Here is a 25,007-nt window from a genome sequence, read left to right on the forward strand (position 1 = left end):
CGGAAATCGGATGGAGCCAAATCGCTTGTCGATACGTCTATTCGGCGACGCCGTGCGGAGTCCGTACGGCGCGACGCCGAAGTGACCGAAGTACAGGTGCAGGTGTGACGGAGGTGCAGGGCGATGGCCGGTTTCCGGAGTCTGGCGAGACAGGTGCGGGATCCGCGGAGCGATCTGGCACTCAGGCGCTACTCACTGCGCAAGTGCCTTGAGCGGTTCGCTCCTTACGGACACAGGGCGACCTGGGACCACTTGTGCTCCCGGGCAGGGTTCGGTCCCGAGGACCGGTCCCCCGATCCAGCGCGGCTCGTGGCCGCACTGGACGAGCTGGAAGAGGCGCGTTCGGTCTGGCTGGCCTATGAGGGCGAGTTCGCCGAGCGGCGCAAGAAGGAGAAGCACGACGGGCTGCGCAGGCCGGGCAGTGTGGATGACTGGCACCGGCTGACCTGGGGCGGTTTCGGAGTCGCCTGGTGCGACGATCCGCGGGTCCACCCGCACGAACCGCTGGCGGAGGTGCTGCGCCGGCTGATCTCCGCGCTGGAGCGCGAACCGGGCTCGATGTGCCCGGCGTGCGGCGGGGAGCGGCTCGCCTGGACATACGACCTGGACCACGAACCCTCAACGGGTCCGGTCTGCACGGACTGCGGAATTCTCGTACCGCGTCCCGTGCTCACGCCCGAGGCGCTGGCGGATGCCAGGCGGGGGCGGTTGTTGGTGTCGGCCTGACCTGACCGAAGCGGACCCGATCTAGGAACCGTGCGTTGGGAACCATGCATGGCCGGGGGTGCGCCGGGGATGCCGCACCCCCCGTTCTGTCAGTGGTGGCTGGCAGTATCGGGGCATGGTGCAGGTGTGTCTCAACGGGGGTCGGGGGGCCGTCGACGGGGCGGTGGTGCCGCTCACTCCGGAGGCGCTGGCCGAGTCCGCGGCCGAGGCCGTGGCGGCTGGGGCCACGGATGTTCATGTTCATCCCAAGACGCTTTGCGGGCGGGACAGTTTGTCGCCGGGGATCGTTGCGGCGACGCTCTCGGTGATACGGGGGCGGGTGTCCGTGCCGGTCGGGGTGACTACGGGCGCCTGGGCTGAACCGGATCCGGTGCTGCGGGTGGAGCGGATCCGGAGCTGGACCGTGTTGCCTGATCATGCGTCGGTCAACTGGCATGAGCCGGGGGCCGAGGAGGTCGCCGCCGCGCTTCTCGATCGGGGCGTCGGTGTGGAGGCCGGCATCTGGTCGGGGACCGATGGGGCGGCGCGGTTCGCGGTCTCGCCGCTCGGGCCTCGGGTGCTGCGGGTGCTCGCGGAGGTGACGGATCCCGACGCGGGCACTGCGGAGGCGTCGGCGCGTGCGCTGCTCTCCGAGCTCGGTGCGGCTTTCGGTCGCCCTGTGCTGTTGCACGGGGAGGACGGCGGGGCTTGGGCCGTGTTGCGGTTGGCGGGGCGGCTGGGGCTGGCGACGCGGATGGGCCTGGAGGACACGTTGGTCCTGCCGGACGGTCAACGGGCGGTGTCCAACGCCGAGTTGGTGGCTGAGGCGGTGGTCCAGTATCGGGCCGGTGGCTAGCCGGGTACGCCTGCGGCGCCTGTGCGGGTGTGGTGGGGGGGGTGTAGCGCGTTCGGTTGTGTGGTGGGTCGGGGCCGTGCCGGGGGGTGTCCGTCCTCGGTCGGGCGGTGCTGTGTGCTGGGGTTGTGCTCGGTGATGGACGCCCGCCGCTGCGGGCGGACACCCCCCGGCACGTCCCCTCGCCGGCGACTCACGCTCACACCCACGCCGGATTGCTCACCGCCGGCGACTCACGCTCACACCCACGCCGGGTTGCTCACCGCCGGCGGCTCACGCTCATGCTCGTGCCGGGTTGCTCGCCATCGGCGGCCGCGGCAACGCCCTTCTTTAGGGGCGCGGGGAACTGCGCGACCAGCCACGACGGCGCCGCATACGCCCTACGACCTCACGCGGCACCCCAGATGGCGCCGGGCTGCGTACCCCTACGGTGAGCAGCTGTCCTCCGGTTCCTGTACCCGGCGGGCTGCCTTACGGCGGGCTCCTCCCCCTTGCTCCGCAAGCAGGCGTGAACCCGTCAGCCGGTCGCCGAACACGTCGTCCGGGTTGGAGAGGACACACGTGTCGAGGGAGAGGCAGCCGCAGCCGATGCAGTCGGTGAGGTGGTCGCGGAGGCGGTTGAGTTGTTTGATGCGTTCGTCGAGTTCGGAGCGCCAGGCTTCGGAGAGGCGGGCCCAGTCCTCGCGGGTGGGGGTGCGTTCCTCGGGGAGTTCGGAGAGCGCGTCGCGGATCGTGGCCAGGGGGATGCCGACGCGTTGGGCGGCGCGGACGAAGGCGACCCGGCGCAGTGCGTCACGGGAGTAACGGCGTTGGTTGCCGGTGGTGCGACGGCTGCTGATCAGGCCCTTGGACTCGTAGAAGTGCAGGGCGGAGACGGCGGCGCCGCTGCGAGCGGCGAGCTGGCCGACCGTGAGCTCGTGGATCTTCTCGGGAATCTGGGGCACCCCTCGAACCCTACCCATGCCGGTGGACCTGCGGTCCGTTGACAGGGGGCCCGCCGCCGACCATGCTAAGCAGTTGCTTAGAGTCAGTGGCGGATATTGCGAGCAGGAGGCCGGGACATGGCAGAGCCGAGGATCTTCACGGGTGCCGACGACCTGAAGGCGGCGGTGGGCGAGCAGCTGGGGTACACCGACTGGCTGGAGGTCGACCAGAAGCGGATCGATCTGTTCGCCGACGCGACTGGTGATCATCAGTGGATTCACGTCGACCCGGAGAAGGCTGCCACCGGACCGTTCGGGTCCACGATCGCGCACGGCTATCTCACCCTGTCCCTGCTACCGCTCTTCGGGCCGCAGCTGATCAAGGTCGAGGACGTGAAGATGGGCGTCAACTACGGGACGAACAAGGTCCGTTTCCCGGCTCCCGTCCCGGTCGGCTCGCGGCTGCGCGCCACCGCGACCATCACCGCCGTCGACGACGTGGCCGGCGGTGTCCAGGTGACCGTCGCGTTCAGCGTCGAGCGCGAGGGCGGCGACAAGCCGGTGTGCGTGGCCGAGTCCGTCTCGCGCTACTACCTCTAGAGCCGGCCCGGGCTACTTGATGCCCACCATCCGCAGGACGAGGTCGGCGTAGAGCGCGCCGACCTCGTCGGGCGTCATGGGACCGTCGACCGTGAACCAGCGGGCCACGTCGATACAGAGCGAGAGCACCGCGAGGGTGGTGCCCTTGACGTGCAGGACGTCGAACTCGCCGGACGCCACACCGTCCTCGATGATCCCGCGCACCTCGGCGTCGCACTGCCGGCGCAGCGCGAGGATCTCGGCGCGGGCGTCCGGACCGAGGGAGTCCAGCTCGTACTGGACCACGCGTGCGGTGGTGCGTCCGCCGGCGTGCCAGCGGACGAAGGAGCTCACCGCGTCCGCGAGCCGCTCGGTCGCGGTGCCCTCGCGACGGGCCGCCGTCTGCAGGATCTCGAGCGCCTTCTCGTGACCGATCCTGCTGATGCGGTGGAGCAGCTCTTCCTTGGTCTTGTAGTGGATGTAGAGCGCGGCGGGGCTCATGCCCGCCCGGCCCGCGATGTCGCGGGTCGTCGTGGCGTGGTAGCCGCGCTCGGCGAAGGCCTCCACCGCGGCCACGAGCAGCCGTCGCGCCGCGTCGGGCGTGACCTCGCCCCACGCCGACGTCTCGCCGCCGGCCGTCTCCTCCGCCGTACTCATCGCTCGTTCGCCCCTCTCGATGGCAAGAGCACCACCATACCGCCGAAGGTGAGCGAGCGCTTAGAGTGCCCGCTCAGAGGGTTCGGAGCGTTCAGAGCTTTTCGAACGGGCGGTACGTCCGGTCCGACGCCTCCTGGCGGTCCCGGATCACCTTGGAGAGGGTGAAGGCCGAGGTGACCAGGTACAGGACGGCGATGGCAAGGAACGCCCGCACCCAGGCGTCGGCGCTCAGCTTGAAGATGCCGATGGCGGTCGCGGCCATGGCGATGGAGAAGGAGGCGACGGCCTGGCCGTAGAAGGCTGCCGTGTTCTGCTGCTTGCCCGGTGTCTCACTCATGGGGACAAGCTTCGGCGGACGTGGGCCGCGCCACATCCGCCAAGGTACTCAGCTCCGGTACTCAGAAGGCCGAAACGCCCGTCAGCGCACGCCCGATGACCAGCTTCTGGATCTGACTGGTGCCCTCGTAGAGGGTCATCACGCGGGCGTCGCGCAGCAGCTTGCCCGCCGGATACTCGTCGATGTAGCCGTAGCCGCCGTAGACCTGGAGGGCGTTGTTCGCGGCGCGGACGGCGGCCTCCGAGGCGAAGAGCTTGGCCTTGGAGGACTCGGTGGTGAAGGGCAGGCCGCGGTCGATCAGGTCGGCCACCCGCCAGGTGAGGAGGCGGGCCGCGTCCACGTCGACGGCTATGTCGCTGATCAGCTCCTGGACCAGTTGATGGTGGGCGATCGTCTTTCCGAACTGCTCGCGCTCGCCGGCGTACCTCACCGCCGCGTCGAGGGCCGCCTGGGCTATGCCGACGCAGCCCGCCGCGACCGACATCCGGCCCTTGGCCAGGGCCGACATCGCCACCGAGAAGCCCTTGCCCTCGGGGGCCAGCATCGCGGAGGCGGGGACGCGTACGTCCTCGAGGGCCAGCTCGGCCGTGGCCTGGCCGCGCAGGCCGAGCTTGCCGTGGATGGTGCGGCGGGTCAGGCCGGGGGTGTCGGTCGGGACGAGGAAGGCAGAGACACCCTTGTGGCCGGGGGCGTCCGTGGAACGGGCGAAGAGGAGCACCACGTCGGCCCAAGTGCCGTTGGTGATGAACATCTTGGTGCCGTTGATGACGTAGTCGTCGCCGTCGCGTACGGCGCGGGTGGCGAGGTTGCCCGCGTCGGAGCCGGTGCCGGGTTCCGTGAGGCCGAAGCAGCCGACCTGCTCGCCGGAGGTGAGGCCGGGCAGCCACTGCCGCTTCTGGTCCTCGCTCCCCCAGGCCGCGATCGTCTTGGCGACCAGGCCGAGGGAGACCGACACGATGCCGCGGACCGACGAGTCGCCGCGGCCCAGTTCCTCCGTCACCAGGCAGTACGCGAGGTGGTCGCCGCCCGAGCCGCCGTACTCCTCGTCGATCGTCAGGCCCAGGAAGCCGACCTCGCCGAGCTTCTTGACGATCGACCGGTCGACCTCCTCGGCGCGGTCCCAGACGACGACGTGCGGCGCGATCTCGCGGTCCACGAAGTCCCGGGCCAGCTGCCGGACGGCGGTCTGCTCCTCGCTGAGCTCCAGGTTCATGCCGAGTCACCCCACAGAGGACGGATCTTGAAAGCCGTACATTCAAAAAGCTCGCATTTAAATTAGCACTGCTAGTTTCCAGTCGCAGCCCTACTATGTGCGCCATGGCCCGACCGCGCAAGCCCCTCCTCAGCACCGACCGGATCGTCGAGACGGCACGGGCACTCGTGGACGCGGAAGGCCTCGCGGCCGTCTCCACCCGGCGGCTCGCCGCGGAGCTGGGGGTCAGCGGGCCCTCGCTCTACAACCACTTCCGCACGAAGGACGAGATCCTCGAGGCGGTCGCCGACTCGGTGAGCGCACAGGTCGACCTGTCGATGTTCGAGGACGGACGGGACTGGCGGACCGCGCTGCACGACTGGGCCGTCTCCTACCGGTCCGCCCTGCGCGACCACCCGAACATCGTCCCGGTCCTCGCGCAGGGGCCGGGGCGTCGGCCCGCCGGGCTGCGGCTCGCCGACGCCGTCTACGGCGCGATGGTCGACGCGGGCTGGCCGCCGGCGCAGGCCACGTCCATCGGCGCACTGATGCGGTACTTCATCATGGGCTCCGCGCTCGGGTCGTTCGCCGGGGGTTTCGTCGACGATCAGAGCGCGTACGACCCCGCCGACTACCCCCACCTCGGACAGGCCCACCTCCTCGCCGAGCAGCAGGAGAAGATCGACGAGCGGGCCTTCGAGACGGGGCTCATGGCGCTCCTCGACGGGCTGGTGCAGCAGTACGAGCAGGTCCGGCGTACCGCATAGTTCGGCGGGCGCCGAAGTGTCCGTGCTCCATGCTGGGGTGCATGACCACGAGGGATCCCCAGGCACCCCAGCTGGCCCGGCTTGCCGCGCTCATCGCCGACGAGACGCGAGCCTCGTGCCTGCTGGCGCTGCTCGACGGGCGGGCGTGGACCGCGAGTGAGCTGGCCCGGCACGCGGGCGTCGCGGCGTCGACGCTGAGCGAACACCTGGGCAAGCTCGTCGCGGGCGGGCTGCTCACGGAGGAACGACAGGGGCGGCACCGGTATGTGCGGCTGGCCGGGGCGCGGGTGGCCCAGCTGGTGGAGGACCTGGCCGCACAGGTCGACCCGGGGGCGGTCGTACGGCCGCGGAGTCTGCGGGAGTCGAGTGCGGGGTCGGCGATGGCGCGGGGGCGCACTTGCTACGACCACTTGGCCGGGCGGCTCGGCATCGCGGTGACAGATGCGCTGACGGCACGTCAGTTGCTGCGCCAGGACACCGGGTTCGCGCTCACGGACGCGGGGGTCGGGTGGTTCGGCTCCGTGGGCATCTCCCTCGACCGCAAGGGGCGTCGGCCACTCGCCCGAGCCTGCCTCGACTGGACCGAGCGCCGTCCTCATCTCGCGGGGGTCGCGGGGGCGGCCCTGTGCCGACATGCCCTGGACACGGGGTGGTGCGTACGCATCGGCTCCGAGCGGGCGGTGAAGGTGACGGCGGCGGGCGAGCGTGCGCTGACCGAGCTGCTGGGAATCGAGGTGGCGGCGCTGCGGTAGTTGTTCGCCTGCGGGTGCGTCGTGGCTGATCGCGCGGTTCCCCGCGCCCCTGGGAAGTTGCGGTGCACACAGCCCCGCCAGGCACCGAAGTTCCAGCGCCGATGAGCCCTCTGCTCATCCGTCTTGACGTCCGAAATCCGCGAGCCCTCTCCCCCACTCCCCTTCTAACCTCAGGAGCATGATGCACCTCTCCCGTCGTACGGAGCTGCTCGCCGCCGGCGCCGCCACCGTCACCGTCGTGCTGTGGGCCTCCGCCTTCGTCTCCATCCGCAGTGCGGGGTCCTCCTACTCGCCGGGAGCGCTCGCGCTCGGGCGGCTGCTCTCCGGTGTGCTGGCGCTGGTGGCGATCTGTCTCGTACGGCGGGAGGGCCTGCCACTGCGGTCCGCCTGGCGCGGGATCGCGATATCCGGCGTGCTGTGGTTCGGCTTCTACATGGTGGTCCTGAACTGGGGCGAGCAGCAGGTGGACGCCGGCACGGCGGCCCTCGTCGTGAACATCGGGCCCCTCCTCATCGCGCTGCTGGGCGCACGGCTCCTCGGTGACGCGATGCCGCCGCGGCTGCTGGCGGGGATGGCGGTGTCGTTCGCGGGCGCGGTGACCGTGGGGCTGTCGATGTCGGGCGAGGGCGGCGCCTCGGTGCTCGGGGTCGTGCTGTGTCTGCTGGCGGCGGTCGCGTACGCCGGTGGGGTCGTCGCGCAGAAGCCGGCGCTGGGCTCGGCGAGCGCGCTGCAGGTGACGACGTACGGGTGTCTGGTCGGGGCGGTGTGCTGTCTGCCGTTCGCCGGTCAGTTGGTGTCGGAGGCGGCCGACGCGCCGGTCTCGGCGACGCTCAACATGGTCTATCTGGGCGTGTTCCCGACCGCGCTGGCCTTCACGACATGGGCGTACGCCCTGGCCCGTACGACGGCCAGCCGCATGGGTGCGACGACGTACGCGGTGCCCGCCCTGGTCGTCCTGATGTCCTGGCTGGCGCTCGGCGAGGTGCCGGGGCTGTTCACGCTGGCGGGCGGTGCGCTGTGCCTGGCGGGAGTCGCCGTGTCGCGCTCGCGCACCCTGCAGGCCGCGGCTCCGGTGGCCGTCCCGGAGGCGCAGCCCGAACGGGCCTCTGATTCAGCGTGAACGCGCCTTGGTGGCAAGGACCTTGATGGAGAGCAGCGCGATCACCGAGAGCACGATGATGTAGCCGGAGACCGCCATCGACGTGCCCGTCGCCTCCAGGAGCAGCACCATCAGGAAGGGCGCGAGCCCGCCGCCGAACACGGCCGCGATCTGGTAGCCGAGGGAGGCACCGGTGTAGCGCATCTCGGGCGTGAACAGCTCGGCGAACAGGGCGGCTTGGGGGCCGTACATGATGCTGAGGAAACAGCTGGCGACGAACGTGCCGACCGCCAGCCACAGCAGCGAGCCGGTGTCGATCAGCAGGAACAGCGGTATGGCCCACAGCGCGATGCCGACAGCGCCCAGCGTGTAGATCTTGATACGGCCGACCCGGTCGGAGAGCGCGGCGGCGGCCGGGATCAGCACGAGCTGGGTGAGGCTGACACAGAGCGAGACGGTGAGCACCGCGCTGCGCTTCATGTCGAGTTCGCGGGTCGTGTAGTCGAGGACACCGGTGATGAGGATGTAGAAGGTCGCGGTGTTCACGGCGAAGGAACCGCCGGCGAGAAGCACCGTGCCGAGGTGGTCGCGCAGGATCGTGCGCAGCGGGGAGCTCTGTTCCGCCTTCTCCTTCTCGGTCAACTGCCGCTCGGCCTCCCGGAATTCCGGGGTCTCCTCGACCTTCGTGTGGATGTACCAGGCCAGCACGAGCACGAACAGGCCGATGAGGAACGGCACTCGCCAGCCCCACGCCGCGAACTCGCTGTCCGTGGTGAAGGCTCCGGCCAGCAGGAAGACGGTGTTCGCGGTCACCACGCCGATGGGGACGCCGAGTTGGACGACACTGCCGTAGACACCGCGCTTGCCCTCGGGGGCGTACTCGGTGGCCAGCAGCATCGCGCCGCCCCACTGGGCGCCGACCGCGATGCCCTGGACGACGCGGAGGGCGACCAGCAGGATCGGGGCGGCGACGCCGATGGTGTCGTACGTCGGCAGCAGGCCGATGCCGGTGGTGGCCAGGCCCATGAGCGTGAGCGCGAGGACCAGCATCGGCTTGCGGCCGCGCTTGTCGCCGAGGTGACCGGCGACGATGCCGCCGATCGGGCGGGCCAGGAAGCCCACGGCGAAGGTCGCGAAGGCGGCGAGGACACCGGCGGTGGAGCTGCCCGCCGGGAAGTACAGGTCGCCGAGGACCAGGGCGGCGGCTATGCCGAAGACGAAGTAGTCGTACCACTCGACGGCGGAGGCGAGGGCTGCGGCGGTGGCCACGCGGCGACGGTTGGCGGTGGGGAGAGCCGTGCTGGGGAGAGGGTGAGCGGTGGGGGCTGTGTCCATGCGTGCACACTCCGGTGGGTGCGGTGGGGACGTTCCCGGGAACATACTGACCGGACGGTATGGGGTCAACGGTTCTGCGGGAAGGTTGCCCGGAGCATCCGAAGGCTCCGGGCGCCCCACACGACTCAGAACACCACGAGCGCCCGTCCGCCCTTGCCGGCCAGCATGTTCTCGAACGCCGCCGGAATCCCGTCCAGCGCGATCCGTTCCGTCACCAGCGCTCCCAGGTCCAGGCGGCCCGCGCGGACGTGTTCGGCGAGCACCGGCAGGTCCTCCGCCGGGTTCGAGTTGCCGTACACACAGCCCGCGAGAGTCCTGCCCCAGTGGAAGATCTCCAGGGCGTTGAAGGTGACCTGCTGGTCCTTGCCGCCGATGCCGACGACCGTGGTGCGGCCGCCACGGCGGGTGGAGTCCCAGGCGGTGCGGATCGTCGTCGCGCGGCCCACGCACTCGACGGCGACATCGACGCCCTGCTTGCCGGTGAGGGCGCGGATCTCGCGGGCCGTGTTCTCGGAGGCGACCAGGTAGTCGGTGGCTCCGGCCGCGCGCGCCAACTCCTCCTTCTCCGGGGAGACATCGACCGCGACGATCTTCGATGCGCCCGCGATACGGGCCGCCTGGAGCGCGGCGAGGCCCACTCCCCCGACGCCGTACACCGCGACCGTCTCGCCCGCCCGGACCCGCGCCGAGTGGTGGACGGCGCCGTAGCCGGTGAGAACCGCGCAGCCGAGGAGGGCCGCGTCGGTGAGCGGGATGCCCCCGGGGAGGGGCAGGACGCAGGACGCCGGCACGACCGTCTCCTCGGCGAACGCGGCGACGTTCAGGCCGGGGTGGAGGTCGGAGCCGTCGGACGTACGGTGCGCGTACACGTCGGCGGCGCCGTTGAGGGCGTTGGCGCACAGCCACACCTCACCGAGCGAGCAGGCGTGGCAACTGCCGCAGGAAGGAGCCCAGTTGAGGACGACCTCGGCACCCGGCGCGACACCCGTGACCCCTTCGCCGACGGCGACCACGGTGCCCGCGCCCTCATGACCGAGGACGGCGGGCACCGGGACCCGCATGGTGCCGTTGGACAGGGACAGGTCGGAGTGGCAGACCCCGGCGGCGGCGAGCCGGACGCGGACCTGGCCCGGGCCGGGGTCCGGGAGGTCGATGTCGGTGACCTCCAGCGGAGCGCCTACGGCGGGAAGGACTGCTGCGCGAACCACGTGAAGGCTCCTCAGAACTGCAGGGACTTGGTCTGGAGGTACTCGGCGAGGCCGTGCGAGCCGAGCTCCCGGCCCACGCCCGACTGCTTGTAACCGCCGAAGGGCGCAAGGGGGTTGAAGCGGCCGCCGTTGATGTCGACCTGGCCGGTCTCCAGGCGCCGGGCGAAGGCCACCGCCTCCGCCTCGTCGCCGGCCCAGACGGCGCCCGCGAGGCCGTAGACCGTGCCGTTGGCGATGCGCAGGGCGTCCTCCTCGTCCTCGTAGCGGAGGATGGAGAGGACCGGGCCGAAGATCTCCTCCTGGGCGATGGTCATGTCGGGGGTCACATCGGCGAATACCGTCGGCGACACGAAGTAGCCCTGTTCGCACGGCGATTCAGGGCCTCCCGCGACCAGCCGCGCTCCCTCCGCCACGCCCTTCTCGATGTAACTCCGGACCCGCGCCTGCTGCTTGGCGTTGACGACGGGGCCGATGCGGTCGCCGTACTTGGCGGCGGCGGTCGCGGCGAGCTCGACCGCCTCGTCGTACTGCTCCCGATGGACCAGCATGCGTGTCCAGGCGCTGCACGTCTGGCCGGAGTTGGACATCACGTTGGCGACGCCGACGTTGACGGCCTTGGCCAGGTCGGCGCTCGGCAGGATGACGTTGGCGGACTTGCCGCCGAGTTCCAGGGCGACCTTCTTGACGGCCGCGCCCGCCGTCGCGCCGATCTGCCTGCCGACGGCCGTGGAGCCGGTGAAGGAGACCAGGTCGACGTCCGGGTGCCCGGCGAGGGCCTGTCCGGCGACCGGGCCGAGGCCGGTCACGAGGTTGAAGACACCGGCCGGAACGCCGGCTTCGTGCACCGCCTCGGCGAAGAGCTGGGCGACCAGCGGGGTGTCCTCGGCGGGCTTCAGGACGACCGTGCAGCCCGCCGCGAGGGCGGGGGCGACCTTCGCCACGATCTGATGGAGCGGGTAGTTCCACGGCGTGATGGCCGCGACCACGCCGATGGGCTCGTGGTAGACGGTGGAGTTGCCGGCCTTCTCCTCGAAGGCGTACGTCGCCGCCAGTTCGGCGTAGGAGCCGGCGACCGCGACGGGGACGGCGGCGTGGACGTTCTGCGAGAACTTCAGGGGCGAGCCGAGCTCGGCGGTGACCGTCTCGGCGACCTCCTCCGCGCGGGTCACGAGGACGTCCCGGAGGGCGGTCAGGCGGGCGGCCCGGTCGGCGGGGGCGGTCGCGGCCCAGGCCGGGAGGGCGGCGCGGGCGGCCCGTACGGCGATGTCCACGTCCTCGGCGGTGCCGGCCGGGACCCGGCCGATGACCTGCTCGTCGGCCGGGTTCACGACCTCGATCACGTCCGGGCCGGTGGCGGGGCGCCACCCGCCGTCGATGTACATGCCGTCGTGCGCCTTCATCGTGCTGCCTCCCGGGGGTGGGCCGTGTCGTCGTCCGACCCTTAAACTAGCGGCGATAGTTTTTTAACGCCAGGCGTCCCAGGACATCAGAAGTCGACGCGGGTCCGATCGTCCACCCTGCCCACGGATCCCTGACCGAAAGCCATCTCGTACGCCCGGTGGATCTCCTCGGTCTTCCGGTCGCCCCATCGCGGCGGAGCCGCCTGTCGATACAGCCCCGCACCCCTTCGGGGCGCGGTCGGACCGGACCCTCGCCCAGCACGCCCGGCGGGTCCTACTCCTCCAGGTCCGGCAGCCGCGCCGGGGACGGGCAGATGCGTTCGCCGTGCTGGTCGAAGACGAAGAGGTGGGCTATGTCGACGAGCAGGGGGACATGCATGCCTCGGCGGAAGTCGATGTCGGGGGTGGTGCGGACGACGAGGTCGCCGGGGAGGCGGCCCTCGGTCGGCTTCGGCTCGGGGTCCGCGGGCTCGTCCAGGACCACGACCGGGCCGGCCCGCAGGGCCACCGCCCGCTCCCGCAGGCGGTCCAGGACCGTACCCTCGCGGCGGCGGCGCCGGGTGGGGTGGACGGCGGGGCGCGGGGCCTCCAGGTCCGGCACGAGGGCGGGCCGGGAGCCGGTGTTGAAGTGGACGAGGACCTCGTGGCCCTGGAACTCGACGTACTCCACCAGGCCGGTGATCGGCACCTCGCCGGGGCGGGCGGAGGCCGCCTTCGCGATGCGTACGGCCTCCGAGCGCAGGCCCACGATGACCTCGCGGCCCTGCTGGACGCGGAGCAACTGGTGGTCCAGGCAGAGGGGTTCGGGCAGGCGCAGGTACTGCTTGCCGAGGCTGATGGTCATCGCGCCGTCCAACGGGGCGCGGACCAGGCCGCGCAGGAGGTTGATGCGCGGGGTGCCGATGAAGGCGGCGACGAAGACGTTGCGGGGCAGGGCGTACACCGAGCGCGGGGTGTCGAGTTGCTGGAGGACCCCGCCGCGCAGGACGGCGACCCGGTCGCCGAGTGACATGGCCTCGGCCTGGTCGTGGGTGACGTAGACCGTGGTGACGCCCAACTCCCGGGTGAGGGCGGCTATTTCGGCGCGGAGGTGGTTGCGGAGCTTGGCGTCGAGGTTGGACAGCGGCTCGTCCATCAGGAAGGCGGAGGGGTGGCGGGCGATGGCCCGGCCCATGGCGACGCGCTGGCGTTCACCGCCGGAGAGCTGGCCCGGGTAGCGGTCGAGGAGGTCCTCGATGCCGAGCATGCGGGCGGTGGCGTCCACGCGTGGGCTCGGGTCCTCGCCGGGGGCCTCCAGGCGCAGCGGGAAGCCGATGTTGCCGCGGCTCGTCATGTTCGGGTACAGGGCGAAGTTCTGGAACACCATCGCCATGTCCCGCTCCGCGGGGAGAAGGTTGTTGGAGTACTCGCCGTCGAGCAGCAACTGGCCCTCGGTGATCTCCTCCAGCCCGGCGATCATTCTGAGCACGGTGGACTTGCCGCAGCCGGAGGGCCCCAGCAGCACGAGGAACTCGCCGGGCGCGATGTCCAGCGACAGCCGGTCCACCACGCGGACGCCTCGCGTGTAGGCCTTGCTCACGTCGTGCAGGGAGATGGCGCGTGTCATGGCAGTGCCCCCGGGGGCTCACTGAGCGAACGCTGGTGCTCCGCGGTCGAACGCCCACGTTCGGGTCGTACGGGGCGTGTGAGTCACGGAAGTTAACGGATTGTACGAGCCCCGGGGAAGCCGCGTGCGAGGATCGGGCACTCCGGTCCAGCTGGTGAGAAAGCGGACGACCGGATTCAGCGGCTGGCGGCGGCCCGGACCGGCTCTCGGATCCCCGTGAGGTGGGCGAACACGACGACGTTGCCCGAGTAGCCGGTTCGGCGGTTGAAGGTGCCACCACAGGTGATGAGCCGGAGCTCGGGGCGCCCGCGCGGGCCATAGACCTCCCGGTTGGGGAAGCGGTCCTTCTCGTACTCTCTGACGGCGTCGACGGTGTAGACGGCGGTACGTCCGTCGGCCCGCCGCACCTCGACGAGGCGTCCGGGCTCGAGTTCGGTGAGGCCCGCGAAGACCGCGGGGCCGCTGTCCGTGTCCAGGTGACCGACGGCGACGGCGGTGCCCTGCTGACCGGGGGACGGGCCGTCCTCGTACCAGCCCGCGAGGTTGGGGTGGTCGTCCGGCGGTGCCGTCAGGCGCCGGCCCCCGTCCAGCCGTAGGCCCGTGACAGGGGCGTCGACGTCCAGATAGGAGATGACGAGTCCGGTGGCCCGGGAGCGGGGCAGGGCGCGGGGCCGCGGTGGGGCCGGGGAGGGGCGGGTGGCGCCGGGCGACGGGCGGCGGGGCCGCGCCGTGGCCTTGTCGCCGCCGGCCCCGGCCGGTTCGGGCCGCGGCCTGTGCAGACCGGTGCCCGTCGAAGTCCGCTCCGGGTGCGCCGCTCGCGCGTCGACACGGCTGCCCGCAGCCCCGGCGGGGCCCGGTGAAGGGGTGGCGACCGCTTCACCGGGCTCCTCGTCGTGCGCCCACAGGACGCCGCCCAGCACCAGGGAGACGGCCACCACGACCGTCCTCGCCAGGCGGTAGGCACGCGTCCGGCTCCAGGGCCTCCGCCCGGACCTACGCCGCGCCATGCGGGCGACGGCGAAGCCGGAGCCAGACCGCCCCGCCGACCGCGGCCAGTCCCACGGCGGCGGCACCGGCGACCGGGCCGATCGCGGCTTCACGGGCGAGTCCGCCACCGCCGGCCGGCGGGCCGCCGTTGGGGCCGCCGGGACCGCCGCCAGGACCGCCGGTGCCGCCACCGGGACCGCCGGTGCTACCACCGGGTCCGTCGGGCGGGCACTCGACCCAGAACACCTTGTGCTTGTTCTGGCCGTCCCCGTCCCCGGTGGCCCACGTGAGCTTGTAGTGCCCGTTGGCCAGCGAGATCACCTCGGTGCTGCCCTCACCGTCGTTGGTGAGCGTGAGGTCGCCCTCCTTGACCTTGCCGCCGGAGGACGGGGGCTGGGTCGCGATGGTCCAGTGGACCTCCTCATTCGCGTCGAAGTTGAAGGCGTCGAGGTAGAACCTGCACACGTGGGGATCGTTGTCCGGCTCGGCCGTCGGCTTGTACTGCGCGTGGATCTTGACGTCTCCATTGTTGGCCGCGACTGCGGGTGCCCCGGTCAGGGCGCAACCCGCGAGGGTGAGGGCCGCGACGGCGGCGGCTCGGCGTTGGCGAGTCGTGGTGGGCATGCGAAGTCCTCCGAGTCTGACGATTATCGTACAAATCGTGCTTCGTCTGACTCTCTGTCACATGTCCTTCGCGAACGGGGCAGCCCCGCCCTACCACCCGTCAGTCTTCGCTCTTTCGGCCCAAGGTCACGCCGAACCGGCGGGGCACGACGGGCTCACCGGACTCCCCGGTCGGCTTCGCCGGCGAGCGCAGCGCCACCCCCGCCGACAGGAACAGCAGCCCCCCGAGCATCACGAAGGGTGCCGCCACGCCCGCGATCCCCGCGACCAGGCCCGCGGTGGCGGGGGCGGCGACCTGGCCGAGGCGGTTGCCGGTCAGGCGCAGGGCGAGGGCCGTGGAGCGGGCGCCGTCGGGGGCGGCCTGGACGACCGTCGTCATCGACAGCGGCTGCCCGACGCCGAGGCAGAAGCCGAGGGCGGCCAGCATCAGGGCCAGCACCCACACCGGCGCCGGCAGGGCGATCCCCGCGCACAGCACGGCCGCCAGCAGACAGGTCACGGTGAGGAGCAACGACCGCCCCAGCAGGCGCAGTAGCGGCGTCAGCACCAGGCGGCATGCGATCGTGGCCGCCGCGCGCAGGCTGAGCAGGACGCCGATCACGGACGGGGCGATGCCCCGGTGCTCGCCGACCACCGGAAGGTAGGCGGTGAGGATGTCGGTCGCCGACAGCACGGAGAGGCTGACGAAGATGCCCGCGGGCACGCCCCGGGCGCGCAGGATGCGCTGGACCGGGATGCGATCGGCCCGTTCCACAGGGGACTTGGACGTCGTACGGCTCTCTATGCGCCACAACGACGTCAGCGCGACCGCGCCCCCCGCACCCGCGACGAGCAGCGCCAGCGCGCTCGTGCCCGCCATGTCCGAGCCGCCGATCAGGGCACCCGCCGCGATCGGGCCGACCAGCTGCCCCAGCGAGGCGCCGATCGTGAAGTGCCCGAAGTTGCGGTCCTGTTCGTGCGGGGCGGACTGACGGGCGACGAGGGACTGGGCGCCGATCACGAAGCAGAGGTGGCCGAGGCCCATCACCCCGCTCCAGATCGCCATCGCCCAGAGGGAGTCGGCGAGGCCGCTGAGCGCGCAGCCGCCGGAGATGAGGACCACGCCGACGGGCAGCAGGGGCGCGCAGCGGCCGTGGTCCGTGCGGCGCCCCAGCGGGACCGCCGCGAACAGCGGGAGCAGGGCGTACACACCCGCGATCACACCGATCGCCCGCTCGTCCGCGCCCAGCGCGAGGGCCCGGTAGGAGACGGCGGGCCGGGCCATCGACACCGCCCCCTGCGCGAAGCTGAAGGCGATGACGAGGCGGAGCAGCCAGCCGCGGTTCCCACCGGGCCCCATGAGCGAGTCCTCCGTCGAACAGTCGAGCGGTCGGGCGAACGGTCAGATGATCCCGAAGAGGATTCCTGCCCCGAGGATGATGAGGGATGTGAGCGCAGCCCACTTGACCACGAACTTCGTGTGGTCGCCGAACTCCACCTTGGCCATGCCGACCAGGACGTAGACGGCCGGGACGAGCGGGCTCGACATGTGCAGCGGCTGGCCGACGAGCGAGGCGCGGGCCATCTCCAGCGGGGAGACGCCGTGGGCCGCGCCGGCCTCGGCGAGGACCGGGAGGACGCCGAAGTAGAAGCCGTCGTTCGACATGAAGTAGGTGAGCGGGAGGCTCAGGACGCCGGTGACGAGGGCCATGTGCGGGCCCATGCCCTCGGGGATGACGTCGACCATCCAGCGGGCCATGTGGTCCACCATGCCGGTGCCCTGGAGGACGCCGGTGAAGACGGCGGCGGCGAAGACCATGCCGGAGACGTTGAGGACGTTGTCGGCGTGGGCGGCGAGCCGGGCCTTCTGGTCCGGGATGTGCGGGAAGTTCACGGTGAGCACGAGCGCCGCGCCGATCAGGAACAGCACCGGGATCGGCAGCCACTCCATGATCATGGCGGTGAGCAGGGTGACCGTGAGCAGCGCGTTGAACCAGTAGAGCTTGGGGCGCAGGGTGGCGCGGTTCGGGTCGAGGACCTGGAAGCGCTCCGCGTCGCCCTCCTCGGCGTCGGTGCCGGAGCCGGCGCCGCCGGTGGTCACGGGGGTCTTCGAGTCACCGGAACCACCGGCACCCACCAGAACCGTCTCGGTCTCCTCGGCCTTCTCCTCGACCAGGATCTCGTCCAGCGTGAGCACGCCCAGCCGCTTGCGCTCGCGCTTGCCGAGCACGTACGAGAGGACGAAGACGCCCAGGAGGCCGACGGCGAGGGCCGGGATCATCGGGACGAAGATGTCGCTGGCGTCCAGCTTCAGCGCAGTCGCGGCGCGGGCGGTCGGGCCGCCCCACGGCAGCGTGTTCATCACGCCGTTGGCCATCGCGGCGACACCGGTCATCACGACCAGGCTCATCTTCAGGCGCTTGTACAGCGGGTACATCGCCGAGACCGTGATCATGAAGGTGGTCGAGCCGTCGCCGTCCAGCGAGACGATCGCGGCGAGCACGGCGGTGCCGACGACGATCCGCATCGGGTCCGCCTTGGCGAACTTCAGGATCCCGCGGACGATCGGGTCGAAGAGACCGACATCGATCATCACACCGAAGTAGACGATCGCGAACATGAGCATCGCCGCGGTGGGGGCGAGGCTGGTGACGCCGTCGATGACGTAGTCACCGAGCTTGGCGCCCTTTCCGACGAAGACGCAGAACAGTGCCGGGATCAGCACGAGCGCCGCGATCGGCGACATCTTTTTCATCATGATCAGGACCAGGAAGGTCGCGATCATGGCGAAGCCGAGGATGGTCAGCATGAGTGGATACCTAACGTTCGCCCTTGAACATCCCACCGGGGAAGGCGGTGCGATGACGTTAGGTCCGTTCAAACGGCGTTAACAAGACGTTGACACGTGAGCAATAAGCGCAAAACTGCAGGTCACGGCTTTGCTCAGCTCACAGGGTGGTTACGGCGGCCAGTTTTACCGGTACGCCGTTGAGGACCGCGTTGCCCGACAGGGGGTCGAGCAGGCTGCCGTCGAGGAGCTGGTTGACGTTGACGCCGGGGTCCTGTGCGGCGTGGCTGAGGCGGGTGCCGGGCCGGTCGTGGCCCCAGCCGTGCGGCAGGCTCACCACACCCGGGCGCACTCCGTCGGTGACTTCGGCGGGGGCGGTCACCTCTCCCCCGGCTCCCTTCACGCGTACGGGCGCCCCGTCCCGCACGCCGAGCCGTTCGGCGTCCTCGGGGTGGATGTGGAGGGTGCAGCGGTTGGTGCCGCCGGTGAGGGCGGGGACGTTGTGCATCCAGCTGTTGTTGGAGCGCAGATGGCGGCGGCCGATGAGGACCAGGCCCTCGGGGCGCTGTTTCAGCGCCTGGAGCAGACGGGGCAGGTCGTCGGCGATCGGCTGCGGCAGCAGTTCGACCTTGCCGCTCCTGGTCTTCAGCGGCTGCGGCAGGCGGGGCCGCAGCGGTCCGAGGTCGAGGCCGTGCGGGTGGGCCAGCAGCTGCTCCAGGCTCAGCCCGTCCGGTCGTACGCCGAAGCCGTCGCCGTACGGGCCGAGACGCAGCATCATGTCGAGGCGGCGCTCGGGGCCGGTGTCGCCGGTGAGCTGCGCGGCGACACCGCGGGGCTCGCGTCCGTATACCGGCGAGTGCGCTTCCTTGACCGCCTTGCCGAGGGTCTGGCCGATGACCAGGTCGTCCACGGCGGACGGGTCGGCACCGTGCATGCCGGTCGCGGCGAGGGTCAGCCGGGCCAGGATCTCGGTCTCGGCCATGCGGCCGGGCTCCAGGGGGACGGCGGGGCGGGTGTAGCGGACCTGGTTGCGTACGGCGAGGGTGTTGAAGGCGAAGTCGTGGTGCGGGCTCTGGGAGGGCGGGGGCGGCGGCAGCACGACGTGGGCGTGGCGCGAGGTCTCGTTGAGGTACGGGTCGACGCTCACCATGAAGTCGAGCGAGCCGAGGGCCTTGTCGAGGCGGTCGCCGTCGGGTGCGGACAGGACCGGGTTGGCGGCGACGGAGATGAGCGCGCGGATCGGCTCGCCCTCCTGCGTGGCGGTGTCGATCTCCTCGGCGAGCGCGGAGAGCGGCAACTCGCCCTTCGCCTCGGGGTGTTGGGACACCCGGGAGTGCCAGCGGCCGAGTGCGAAGCCGTGGCTGGGCCCGGCGGGCCGGGGCGTCCTGTCGGTGGCCGCCTGCGGGAACAGGGCGCCGCCGGGGCGGTCGAGGTTGCCGGTGAGGATGTTGAGGACGTCGACGAGCCAGCTGGCCAGGGTGCCGTGCGGGACGGTGCAGCTGCCGATGCGGGCGTAGACGGCGGCCGTCGGGGCGGCGGCGAGTTCGCGGGCGAGGGTGCGGATCGTGCCGGCGTCCACGTCGCAGGCGTCGGCGGCGGCTTCGGGGGTGAAGTCCCGTACGACGTACCGGAGTTCGTGCAGCCCCTGGAGGTGCGGGGTCAACTCGCCGGTCGCCACGAGGTCTTCCTCGAACAGGACGTACGCCATCGCCGCGAGGAGCAGCGCGTCGGTGCCGGGCCGGATCGCGAGGTGCCGGTCGGCGAGCTTGGCGGTGCGGGTGCGGCGCGGGTCGATCACGGTGAGGGTGCCGCCGCGGGCCTTGAGGGCCTTGAGCTTGCCGGGGAAGTCGGGGGCGGTGCACAGACTCCCGTTGGACTCCAGGGGGTTGGCGCCGATCAGCAGCAGGTGGTCGGTGTGGTCCAGGTCCGGTACGGGGATCGCGTTGGCGTCGCCGAAGAGCAGTCCGCTGGAGACGTGCTTGGGCATCTGGTCGACCGTGGACGCGGTGAAGACGCTGTGGGTGCCGAGCCCGGCGAGCAGCACCGGCGGGTAGAGGGCGCCGGCCATGGTGTGCACGTTGGGGTTGCCGAGGACGACACCGACGGCGTGCGGGCCGTACCGCTCGACGACGGGCCGGATCCCGGCGGCGACCGCGTCGAACGCCTCCTCCCAGGTGGCCTCGCGCAGCTCGCCGTCCTTGCGCACCAACGGGGTGCGCAGCCGGTCGGGGTCGCCGTCGACGGCCCCGAAGGAGGCCCCCTTCGGGCAGATGAACCCCTTGCTGAACACATCGTCGCGGTCGCCTCGGGCGCCGGTGACCCGGGCCCCCTCGATGGTGAGGGTCAGGCCACAGGTGGCCTCGCAGAGGGGGCAGATGCGCAGGGCGGTGCGGGACACGGGGTCCTCCCGGAGGGCGGCGGCGACGATGACGCACATACTCGTGCCGAGCATACCGACCGGTAGGCACGGAGGGGAGGCCCCTCGGGGGGTGAGGTCGGAAACCCGCGCGCCGTCGGTCCGGCACGCGCCCCAGGTCAGTCCAGCACCCGCGCCAGATACGCCCGCAGCAGCTCCCTGGCCTCCGAGATGATCTTCTCGTCGCCCTCCGGCGTCACCCGGAAGGCCAGGTGCACCAGGGTGTCGGCCGTTTCGACCGCTATGAGGAAGGTGCGGCGCAGGTCCTCGTCCGGTTCCCGGTCGAGGTAGCCGGACAGGAGGTCGGTGAGGCGGTCGGCGACACGGTGGTTGGGTTCGGCGTGGCGGGAGCCGACCGGGATCTGGTTGCCGAAGTCGACGAGGGAGAAGCCGGGCGCGGTGCGCTTCATGGCCAGGTACTCGTCGAGGACGGCGTCCATCGCCGTGCGCCAGCCGCCGTCCCGGGACTTCCCCAGGCGCTCGGTGACGCACTCCGTGAAGCGCTCCAGGTTGCGCTGGGCGAGGGCGTCGGCCATCTGCCGCTTGTTGCCGAAGAAGCGGTAGACCGAGCCGATGGGGACGCCTGCGCGCAGCGCGACGGCCCGGGTGCTCAGGTCGTCGTAGCCGACCTCGTCGAGCAGGTCGGCGCAGGCGTCGAGGATTCTGGTCAGTCGTTCGGCACTGCGCCGCTGCACGGGCGCACGGCGTAGCGATGTCGCTTGGGGCACGGGCTTCATGATGCCTTTCCGCCGCGGTCCGGTGAACCCTGCCCCCCGGTACGGGACCGGGCGCCCGTGGCACTCATCGCCCGCCGTCCGTACTCGCCGTGGCCGTCGGGGTGCTCGCCGGGCCCTTCCCCGAGGCCGTGACGTCCGCCGTGCTCTCGACCGGCTCGCCGTCCACGGCCCAGACGGTGCCGTCGTCGGCGTACAGGCGCGCGGTGAGGTGATGTGTGCCGTGCGGGACATAGCCGGCGGGGAGGCGGTACTCGGGGGTGCGGAGGGTGGCGACGGGGCTGTCGTCCACGAGGAGGACGGCGACGCCGCGGCCGGCGACCGCCTTCGCCTTCGCGCCGGCGGACGAGAAGCGGAAGTCGCTCACGGTCAGCCGTACGGTCCAGCTGTCGTCGGCGTCCGGCTGCACCTCGATGCCGACCTCGGGGGCCTCGTCCTTGTCCACCTCGCGGTAGTGGCGGCCCTCCTTGTCGGTGTCGTCGAGGACCTTGCCCACCGGTGAGACCGACGCGCCGTTCTTGTTCTCCTGCGCGTCACCGGATTCGCAGCCCGCGGATCCGGTCAGCAGCAGGACACAGACCGCGAGCGCGGCAAGAGGCCTCCACGTCCACGACATGCCCGGGAGCGTAGAACACCGGTCCGACACCTCGGATCCCCCTGGGGTCTGGTTCTCACCTCGTCCTCCATGAGGAGGCCCGTACACCCGAGGTGGTTCCACCGTCCTCTTGCGCCCGCCAGACCGCAATCCTACGGTGAAGCATAGGAATCAGACCGCAAGGGAGCGATCATGAGCGGGGACTCGCGGAAGACCGCCGAGGGCTTGACCTATCTCTCCGGTTTCGGCAACGAGCACAGCTCGGAGGCCGTCCCGGGCGCGCTGCCCGAGGGTCGCAACTCTCCCCAGCGCGCCCCGCTCGGGCTGTACGCGGAACAGCTCAGCGGTTCGGCGTTCACCGAGCCGCGGGCCCACAACCGCCGTTCCTGGCTCTACCGCATCCGCCCGTCGGCCGCGCACCCGGCGTTCACGCACACGCACAACGGCTGGATCCGTACGGCCCCCTTCACGGAGTCCGTGCCGGACCCGAACCGGCTGCGCTGGAGCCCCCTGTCGGACCCCGCCGACGGCACCGACTTCCTCGCCGGCCTGTGGACCCTCGGCGGCAACGGCGACGTGACCCAGCGCTCCGGCATGGCCGTGCACCTGTATCACGCCAACTCCTCGATGGACCGCGTCTTCAGCGACGCGGACGGCGAGCTGCTGATCGTGCCGGAGCGGGGCGGGCTGTTGCTGCACACGGAGTTCGGGCTGCTGCATGTGGAGCCGGGACATGTGGCGCTGGTTCCGCGTGGGGTGCGCTTCCGTGTGGAGCTGTTGGATGCCTCGGCACGGGGTTATGTGTGCGAGAACTACGGTGCCCCCTTCCGCCTCCCCGACCTCGGCCCCATCGGTGCCAACGGGCTCGCCAACGCCCGGGACTTCCAGGCACCCGTCGCCGCCTACGAGGACGTCGAGGGCCCGGTGGAGGTGGTCAACAAGTTCTGCGGCAACCTCTGGACGGCGACGTACGACCACTCGCCGCTCGACGTCGTCGCCTGGCACGGCAACCATGTGCCGTACATCTACGACCTACGCCGTTTCAATGTGCTCGGCACCATCTCCTACGACCATCCGGACCCGTCGATCTTCACGGTGCTGACGTCCCCGTCCGACACCCCCGGCCTGGCCGGCGTCGACTTCGTGGTCTTCGCGCCGCGCTGGCTGGTGGGCGAGGACACCTTCCGGCCGCCGTACTTCCACCGGAACGTGATGAGCGAGTACATGGGCCTGGTCGAGGGCGCGTACGACGCGAAGACCGCCGGTCCCGGGGGCTTTGTGCCCGGCGGCGGCTCGCTGCACAACATGATGTCGGCGCACGGGCCGGACCGGGAGACCTTCGACCGGGCGAGCGCCGCCGAGCTGGGGCCGCAGAAGGTCGACGACGGCCTGGCGTTCATGTTCGAGACGCGGTGGCCGGTGACACTGACGGCGCACGCGGCGCACGCGGACCACCTGCAACCGCACTACGACGACGTGTGGCGGGGCCTCGAACGTCACTTCCGCCCGTTGCGCTGATCGTCGACGACCGGTACGGATGACCCGTGACCTCCTTCGCCCCGGACTCGATCGTCCTGAACCGCAAACTGCCGCTCTGGTATCAGGTGTCGCAGTCGCTGCGCGCCTCGATACTCGGCCGCGCGCCGCAGGACCCGCTGCGGCTGCCCACCGAGGAGCAGTTGGCGGGGCACTACGGCGTGAGCGTGCTGACCATGCGGCAGGCGCTGAAGGAGCTGGAGGACGAGGGGATGATCACGCGCCACCGCCGACGCGGCACGTTCATCGAGCCGGACGCCCGCCGGGGCGCGCCCGTACGCCTGCTCGGCTCGGTGGACGCGATCGTGGCCCAGCAGTCCGGCATGGTCACCGAGCTGCTCGACCACGGCAGGACACCCGTGCCGGCCGAACTCACCGAGTTCTTCCCGGAGATCGACGCGGTGGCGACGTACCACCGGCTGCGCGGCGACGAGAAGACCGGCGAGCCCACGAACCACGCCCGCAACTACGTCCGCCCCGAACTGGCCGCCCGCATCGATCCGCAGGACCTGGTCCGCTGGCCGATGACCAAGGTGCTGCGGGATGTCGTCGGGGCGGACATCAGCCGCATCACGGACACCGTGGAGGCCCGCCTCGCGGACCCGGAGACGGCGCGCCTCCTCCAAGTCCCGCTGCTCAGCCCGATCCTGCTCTACACGGGCGTGACGTACGACGGTGACGGGCGCCCGCTGGACGTGGCCGTGATCCACTACCGGGGCGATCGCTTCTCCTTCACGGTGACCTTGGACGCCACCTGACCCCCATGTCCTTGCCAAGTCGTACGATGCCCAGCGTGACGCACGACGACGCTCCGCTGCTGGCGGACCTCATGCCGTGGACCGTCGCACCGCCGCGGCTCGGCCGGGGGTGGCCGACGGGCCCCGACGCAGCATCCCTGAAAGCCCGCTGGGACGCCCTGGTGAAGGCCGAGGGCCCGGACCGGGAGGCCCTGTTCGAGCCGACCCGCTCGCGCACCCTGCGCTCGGCGGTCGGGCAGCTCCCGGGACAGCCGGGCGGCACGGAGAAGCTGCTCCGTGCCTCGGGCCCCTGCCCGGAGCCCGTCCGTGTGCTGCACGCCCCCTTCGACGAGCAGTGGCTGATCCCCGACCACCGGCTGATCGACGCGGCCCGGCCCGAGTTGTGGCGGGTCGCGGACGAGCGGCAGGTCTTCGTCGTCGAGGCCCCCGACGCTCCCCTGCTGGCGACGTCCCTGCTCCCGCTCTCCCGCCCCGGCCGCATCCGCCCGCTGTACCGCCGCCCCGGCGGCACCGAACCCAACCTGGCACCGGGCCTGTTGGAGCACCTGAGCGCCCGGCTGGCCCTGTCCCCCACCCCGTCCGACGTCCTCGCCTGGATCCTGGCGACCGCGCGCCCGACGCTCGCCGTCCCGCTCACCGAGGACCCCGAACTCTGGACGCGGGGCGTCGAGTTGGGCCACCGGCTGCTGTGGCTGATGCGCCGCGACGGCGAGCGCCCGAAGCTCCCCGGCGGCCGTCGCCCGTACGTCCGCGCCCCGCTGCCCTCCCGCCCCCTGGCCCTGCACTACGACCGCGACGAGGAGACCCTGCACCTCGACGAGGGCCGCGTCTCCCCCGTACCGCCCGAGGCCTGGGACTTCGAGGTGACCGGGGTACGCGTCCTGGAGCAGTGGTTCACGACCCGCACCACCGAGCCGGAACCCGGCACACTGGCGGCGATCCGCCCGGCGACCTGGCCGCAGACGTGGACCTCGGAGCTGCTGGAGCTGATCACCGTCCTGACCCTGCTCGCGGAACTACGACCGCAGCGGGAGGAGTTGACGGTCACGGCCCCGATCACGGCGGCGGAGCTGCACAGAGCGGACGTACTCCCGGTGCCGGAGTCGGCCCATCGCCCAGCGTCGGTCCTGGACCACCACGAGGAGGGCCCCGAGGGGCAGTACGCCCTGCTCTGAGC

General features: G+C 71.3%; 24 protein-coding genes. 9 read left to right on the forward strand and 15 right to left on the reverse strand.

The annotated features are described in order from the left end of the window. Nucleotides 1–123: 123 nt before the first annotated feature. Nucleotides 124–726: a hypothetical protein gene (locus tag IG08_RS0128795; protein ID WP_030608585.1), complete on the forward strand. Its 603-nt coding sequence runs from the start codon at nucleotides 124–126 to the stop codon at nucleotides 724–726. 115 nt (nucleotides 727–841) lie between these two features. Further along, nucleotides 842–1,561: a 3-keto-5-aminohexanoate cleavage protein gene (locus IG08_RS0128800; RefSeq protein WP_030608587.1), complete on the forward strand. Its 720-nt coding sequence runs from the start codon at nucleotides 842–844 to the stop codon at nucleotides 1,559–1,561. A gap of 422 nt (nucleotides 1,562–1,983) precedes the next feature. On the opposite strand, the gene soxR is transcribed toward IG08_RS0128800, so the two are convergent. After that, nucleotides 1,984–2,502: a redox-sensitive transcriptional activator SoxR gene (gene soxR / locus IG08_RS0128805; RefSeq protein WP_030608589.1), complete on the reverse strand. Its 519-nt coding sequence runs from the start codon at nucleotides 2,500–2,502 to the stop codon at nucleotides 1,984–1,986. Between the two features lie 117 nt (nucleotides 2,503–2,619). Here soxR and IG08_RS0128810 point away from each other — a divergent pair, with 117 nt between their 5' ends. Continuing rightward, nucleotides 2,620–3,081 carry a MaoC family dehydratase gene (locus tag IG08_RS0128810; protein ID WP_030608592.1) on the forward strand — a complete coding sequence of 154 codons (462 nt, stop codon included), beginning with the start codon at nucleotides 2,620–2,622 and terminating at the stop codon, nucleotides 3,079–3,081. Nucleotides 3,082–3,093: 12 nt separating this feature from the next. Here IG08_RS0128810 and IG08_RS0128815 read toward each other — a convergent pair whose 3' ends face one another. From IG08_RS0128815 to IG08_RS0128825, 3 genes are all read right to left on the reverse strand, one after another. Further along, nucleotides 3,094–3,717 (reverse strand): TetR/AcrR family transcriptional regulator, encoded by a 624-nt coding sequence (locus IG08_RS0128815; RefSeq protein WP_030608594.1) that lies wholly within the window; start codon nucleotides 3,715–3,717, stop codon nucleotides 3,094–3,096. 91 nt (nucleotides 3,718–3,808) lie between these two features. Then, nucleotides 3,809–4,054 carry a YiaA/YiaB family inner membrane protein gene (locus tag IG08_RS0128820; RefSeq protein WP_030608596.1) on the reverse strand — a complete coding sequence of 82 codons (246 nt, stop codon included), beginning with the start codon at nucleotides 4,052–4,054 and terminating at the stop codon, nucleotides 3,809–3,811. 61 nt (nucleotides 4,055–4,115) lie between these two features. Beyond that, nucleotides 4,116–5,267, reverse strand: a complete 1,152-nt coding sequence (locus tag IG08_RS0128825; RefSeq protein ID WP_030608598.1) for an acyl-CoA dehydrogenase family protein — start codon at nucleotides 5,265–5,267, stop codon at nucleotides 4,116–4,118. Nucleotides 5,268–5,371: 104 nt separating this feature from the next. On the opposite strand from IG08_RS0128825, the gene IG08_RS0128830 reads away from it, so the two are divergent. From IG08_RS0128830 to IG08_RS0128840, 3 genes are all read left to right on the forward strand, one after another. Then, nucleotides 5,372–6,013, forward strand: a complete 642-nt coding sequence (locus IG08_RS0128830) for a TetR/AcrR family transcriptional regulator (RefSeq protein ID WP_030608599.1) — start codon at nucleotides 5,372–5,374, stop codon at nucleotides 6,011–6,013. A 41-nt stretch (nucleotides 6,014–6,054) separates the two neighbouring features. After that, complete coding sequence (locus IG08_RS0128835) at nucleotides 6,055–6,765, forward strand: ArsR/SmtB family transcription factor (protein ID WP_043455468.1); 711 nt, start codon at nucleotides 6,055–6,057, stop codon at nucleotides 6,763–6,765. Between the two features lie 178 nt (nucleotides 6,766–6,943). Further along, nucleotides 6,944–7,885: a DMT family transporter gene (locus IG08_RS0128840; protein WP_030608604.1), complete on the forward strand. Its 942-nt coding sequence runs from the start codon at nucleotides 6,944–6,946 to the stop codon at nucleotides 7,883–7,885. Here IG08_RS0128840 and IG08_RS0128845 read toward each other — a convergent pair. From IG08_RS0128845 to IG08_RS0128895, 11 genes are all read right to left on the reverse strand, one after another. Beyond that, nucleotides 7,877–9,199 carry an MFS transporter gene (locus IG08_RS0128845; protein ID WP_030608606.1) on the reverse strand — a complete coding sequence of 441 codons (1,323 nt, stop codon included), beginning with the start codon at nucleotides 9,197–9,199 and terminating at the stop codon, nucleotides 7,877–7,879. The two genes, IG08_RS0128840 and IG08_RS0128845, sit on opposite strands and share 9 nt — an antisense overlap. Nucleotides 9,200–9,324: 125 nt before the next feature. Then, nucleotides 9,325–10,407: a Zn-dependent alcohol dehydrogenase gene (locus IG08_RS0128850; RefSeq protein WP_030608608.1), complete on the reverse strand. Its 1,083-nt coding sequence runs from the start codon at nucleotides 10,405–10,407 to the stop codon at nucleotides 9,325–9,327. A gap of 11 nt (nucleotides 10,408–10,418) precedes the next feature. Then, complete coding sequence (locus IG08_RS0128855; RefSeq protein WP_030608610.1) at nucleotides 10,419–11,807, reverse strand: aldehyde dehydrogenase family protein; 1,389 nt, start codon at nucleotides 11,805–11,807, stop codon at nucleotides 10,419–10,421. A gap of 274 nt (nucleotides 11,808–12,081) precedes the next feature. After that, a complete protein-coding gene (locus tag IG08_RS0128860) occupies nucleotides 12,082–13,413 on the reverse strand; it encodes an ABC transporter ATP-binding protein (RefSeq protein WP_030608612.1) in 1,332 nt (443 codons plus the stop codon). 176 nt (nucleotides 13,414–13,589) lie between these two features. Beyond that, a complete protein-coding gene (locus tag IG08_RS0128865) occupies nucleotides 13,590–14,420 on the reverse strand; it encodes a class F sortase (RefSeq protein WP_043455471.1) in 831 nt (276 codons plus the stop codon). After that, nucleotides 14,407–15,024 (reverse strand): hypothetical protein, encoded by a 618-nt coding sequence (locus tag IG08_RS0128870; protein WP_030608616.1) that lies wholly within the window; start codon nucleotides 15,022–15,024, stop codon nucleotides 14,407–14,409. Before IG08_RS0128870 ends, IG08_RS0128865 begins: the two co-directional genes overlap by 14 nt. A 100-nt stretch (nucleotides 15,025–15,124) precedes the next feature. After that, nucleotides 15,125–16,363 (reverse strand): MFS transporter, encoded by a 1,239-nt coding sequence (locus tag IG08_RS0128875; protein WP_030608618.1) that lies wholly within the window; start codon nucleotides 16,361–16,363, stop codon nucleotides 15,125–15,127. A 42-nt stretch (nucleotides 16,364–16,405) separates the two neighbouring features. Continuing rightward, nucleotides 16,406–17,812: a CitMHS family transporter gene (locus IG08_RS0128880; RefSeq protein WP_030608620.1), complete on the reverse strand. Its 1,407-nt coding sequence runs from the start codon at nucleotides 17,810–17,812 to the stop codon at nucleotides 16,406–16,408. Nucleotides 17,813–17,951: 139 nt separating this feature from the next. Next, a complete protein-coding gene (locus IG08_RS0128885; RefSeq protein ID WP_030608623.1) occupies nucleotides 17,952–20,189 on the reverse strand; it encodes a molybdopterin oxidoreductase family protein in 2,238 nt (745 codons plus the stop codon). Between the two features lie 137 nt (nucleotides 20,190–20,326). Beyond that, nucleotides 20,327–20,944: a TetR/AcrR family transcriptional regulator gene (locus IG08_RS0128890; RefSeq protein ID WP_030608626.1), complete on the reverse strand. Its 618-nt coding sequence runs from the start codon at nucleotides 20,942–20,944 to the stop codon at nucleotides 20,327–20,329. A 64-nt stretch (nucleotides 20,945–21,008) separates the two neighbouring features. After that, nucleotides 21,009–21,557, reverse strand: coding sequence for a hypothetical protein (locus tag IG08_RS0128895; RefSeq protein WP_052424921.1), 549 nt, complete (start codon nucleotides 21,555–21,557; stop codon nucleotides 21,009–21,011). Between the two features lie 171 nt (nucleotides 21,558–21,728). Here IG08_RS0128895 and hmgA point away from each other — a divergent pair, with 171 nt between their 5' ends. Genes hmgA through IG08_RS0128910 form a run of 3 tightly spaced genes read left to right on the forward strand, consistent with a single transcriptional unit; the run spans nucleotide 21,729 to nucleotide 25,005 of the window. Beyond that, the gene (hmgA, locus tag IG08_RS0128900; RefSeq protein WP_030608632.1) at nucleotides 21,729–23,054 is read left to right on the forward strand and encodes a homogentisate 1,2-dioxygenase; all 1,326 of its coding nucleotides are present in this window, start codon (nucleotides 21,729–21,731) and stop codon (nucleotides 23,052–23,054) included. Between the two features lie 26 nt (nucleotides 23,055–23,080). Beyond that, on the forward strand, nucleotides 23,081–23,830 hold the full coding sequence (locus IG08_RS0128905; protein ID WP_030608635.1) for a GntR family transcriptional regulator: 750 nt from the start codon (nucleotides 23,081–23,083) through the stop codon (nucleotides 23,828–23,830). A gap of 26 nt (nucleotides 23,831–23,856) precedes the next feature. After that, on the forward strand, nucleotides 23,857–25,005 hold the full coding sequence (locus IG08_RS0128910) for a type ISP restriction/modification enzyme (protein ID WP_030608638.1): 1,149 nt from the start codon (nucleotides 23,857–23,859) through the stop codon (nucleotides 25,003–25,005). Nucleotides 25,006–25,007: the final 2 nt, after the last annotated feature.

Origin of the sequence: Streptomyces fulvoviolaceus (assembly GCF_000718165.1) — a bacterium.
Taxonomy (GTDB): Bacteria; Actinomycetota; Actinomycetes; order Streptomycetales; family Streptomycetaceae; genus Streptomyces; species Streptomyces fulvoviolaceus.

Coding starts and splice junctions, on each gene's coding strand:
- IG08_RS0128795 (WP_030608585.1), top strand. CDS start 124: ATGGCCGGTTTCCGGAGTCTGGCGAGACAGGTGCGGGATCCGCGGAGC.
- IG08_RS0128800 (WP_030608587.1), top strand. CDS start 842: ATGGTGCAGGTGTGTCTCAACGGGGGTCGGGGGGCCGTCGACGGGGCG.
- IG08_RS0128810 (WP_030608592.1), top strand. CDS start 2,620: ATGGCAGAGCCGAGGATCTTCACGGGTGCCGACGACCTGAAGGCGGCG.
- IG08_RS0128815 (WP_030608594.1), bottom strand. CDS start 3,717: ATGAGTACGGCGGAGGAGACGGCCGGCGGCGAGACGTCGGCGTGGGGC.
- IG08_RS0128820 (WP_030608596.1), bottom strand. CDS start 4,054: ATGAGTGAGACACCGGGCAAGCAGCAGAACACGGCAGCCTTCTACGGC.
- IG08_RS0128825 (WP_030608598.1), bottom strand. CDS start 5,267: ATGAACCTGGAGCTCAGCGAGGAGCAGACCGCCGTCCGGCAGCTGGCC.
- IG08_RS0128830 (WP_030608599.1), top strand. CDS start 5,372: ATGGCCCGACCGCGCAAGCCCCTCCTCAGCACCGACCGGATCGTCGAG.
- IG08_RS0128835 (WP_043455468.1), top strand. CDS start 6,055: ATGACCACGAGGGATCCCCAGGCACCCCAGCTGGCCCGGCTTGCCGCG.
- IG08_RS0128840 (WP_030608604.1), top strand. CDS start 6,944: ATGATGCACCTCTCCCGTCGTACGGAGCTGCTCGCCGCCGGCGCCGCC.
- IG08_RS0128845 (WP_030608606.1), bottom strand. CDS start 9,199: ATGGACACAGCCCCCACCGCTCACCCTCTCCCCAGCACGGCTCTCCCC.
- IG08_RS0128855 (WP_030608610.1), bottom strand. CDS start 11,807: ATGAAGGCGCACGACGGCATGTACATCGACGGCGGGTGGCGCCCCGCC.
- IG08_RS0128860 (WP_030608612.1), bottom strand. CDS start 13,413: ATGACACGCGCCATCTCCCTGCACGACGTGAGCAAGGCCTACACGCGA.
- IG08_RS0128865 (WP_043455471.1), bottom strand. CDS start 14,420: ATGGCGCGGCGTAGGTCCGGGCGGAGGCCCTGGAGCCGGACGCGTGCC.
- IG08_RS0128870 (WP_030608616.1), bottom strand. CDS start 15,024: ATGCCCACCACGACTCGCCAACGCCGAGCCGCCGCCGTCGCGGCCCTC.
- IG08_RS0128875 (WP_030608618.1), bottom strand. CDS start 16,363: ATGGGGCCCGGTGGGAACCGCGGCTGGCTGCTCCGCCTCGTCATCGCC.
- IG08_RS0128880 (WP_030608620.1), bottom strand. CDS start 17,812: ATGCTGACCATCCTCGGCTTCGCCATGATCGCGACCTTCCTGGTCCTG.
- IG08_RS0128890 (WP_030608626.1), bottom strand. CDS start 20,944: ATGAAGCCCGTGCCCCAAGCGACATCGCTACGCCGTGCGCCCGTGCAG.
- IG08_RS0128895 (WP_052424921.1), bottom strand. CDS start 21,557: ATGTCGTGGACGTGGAGGCCTCTTGCCGCGCTCGCGGTCTGTGTCCTG.
- hmgA (WP_030608632.1), top strand. CDS start 21,729: ATGAGCGGGGACTCGCGGAAGACCGCCGAGGGCTTGACCTATCTCTCC.
- IG08_RS0128910 (WP_030608638.1), top strand. CDS start 23,857: ATGCCCAGCGTGACGCACGACGACGCTCCGCTGCTGGCGGACCTCATG.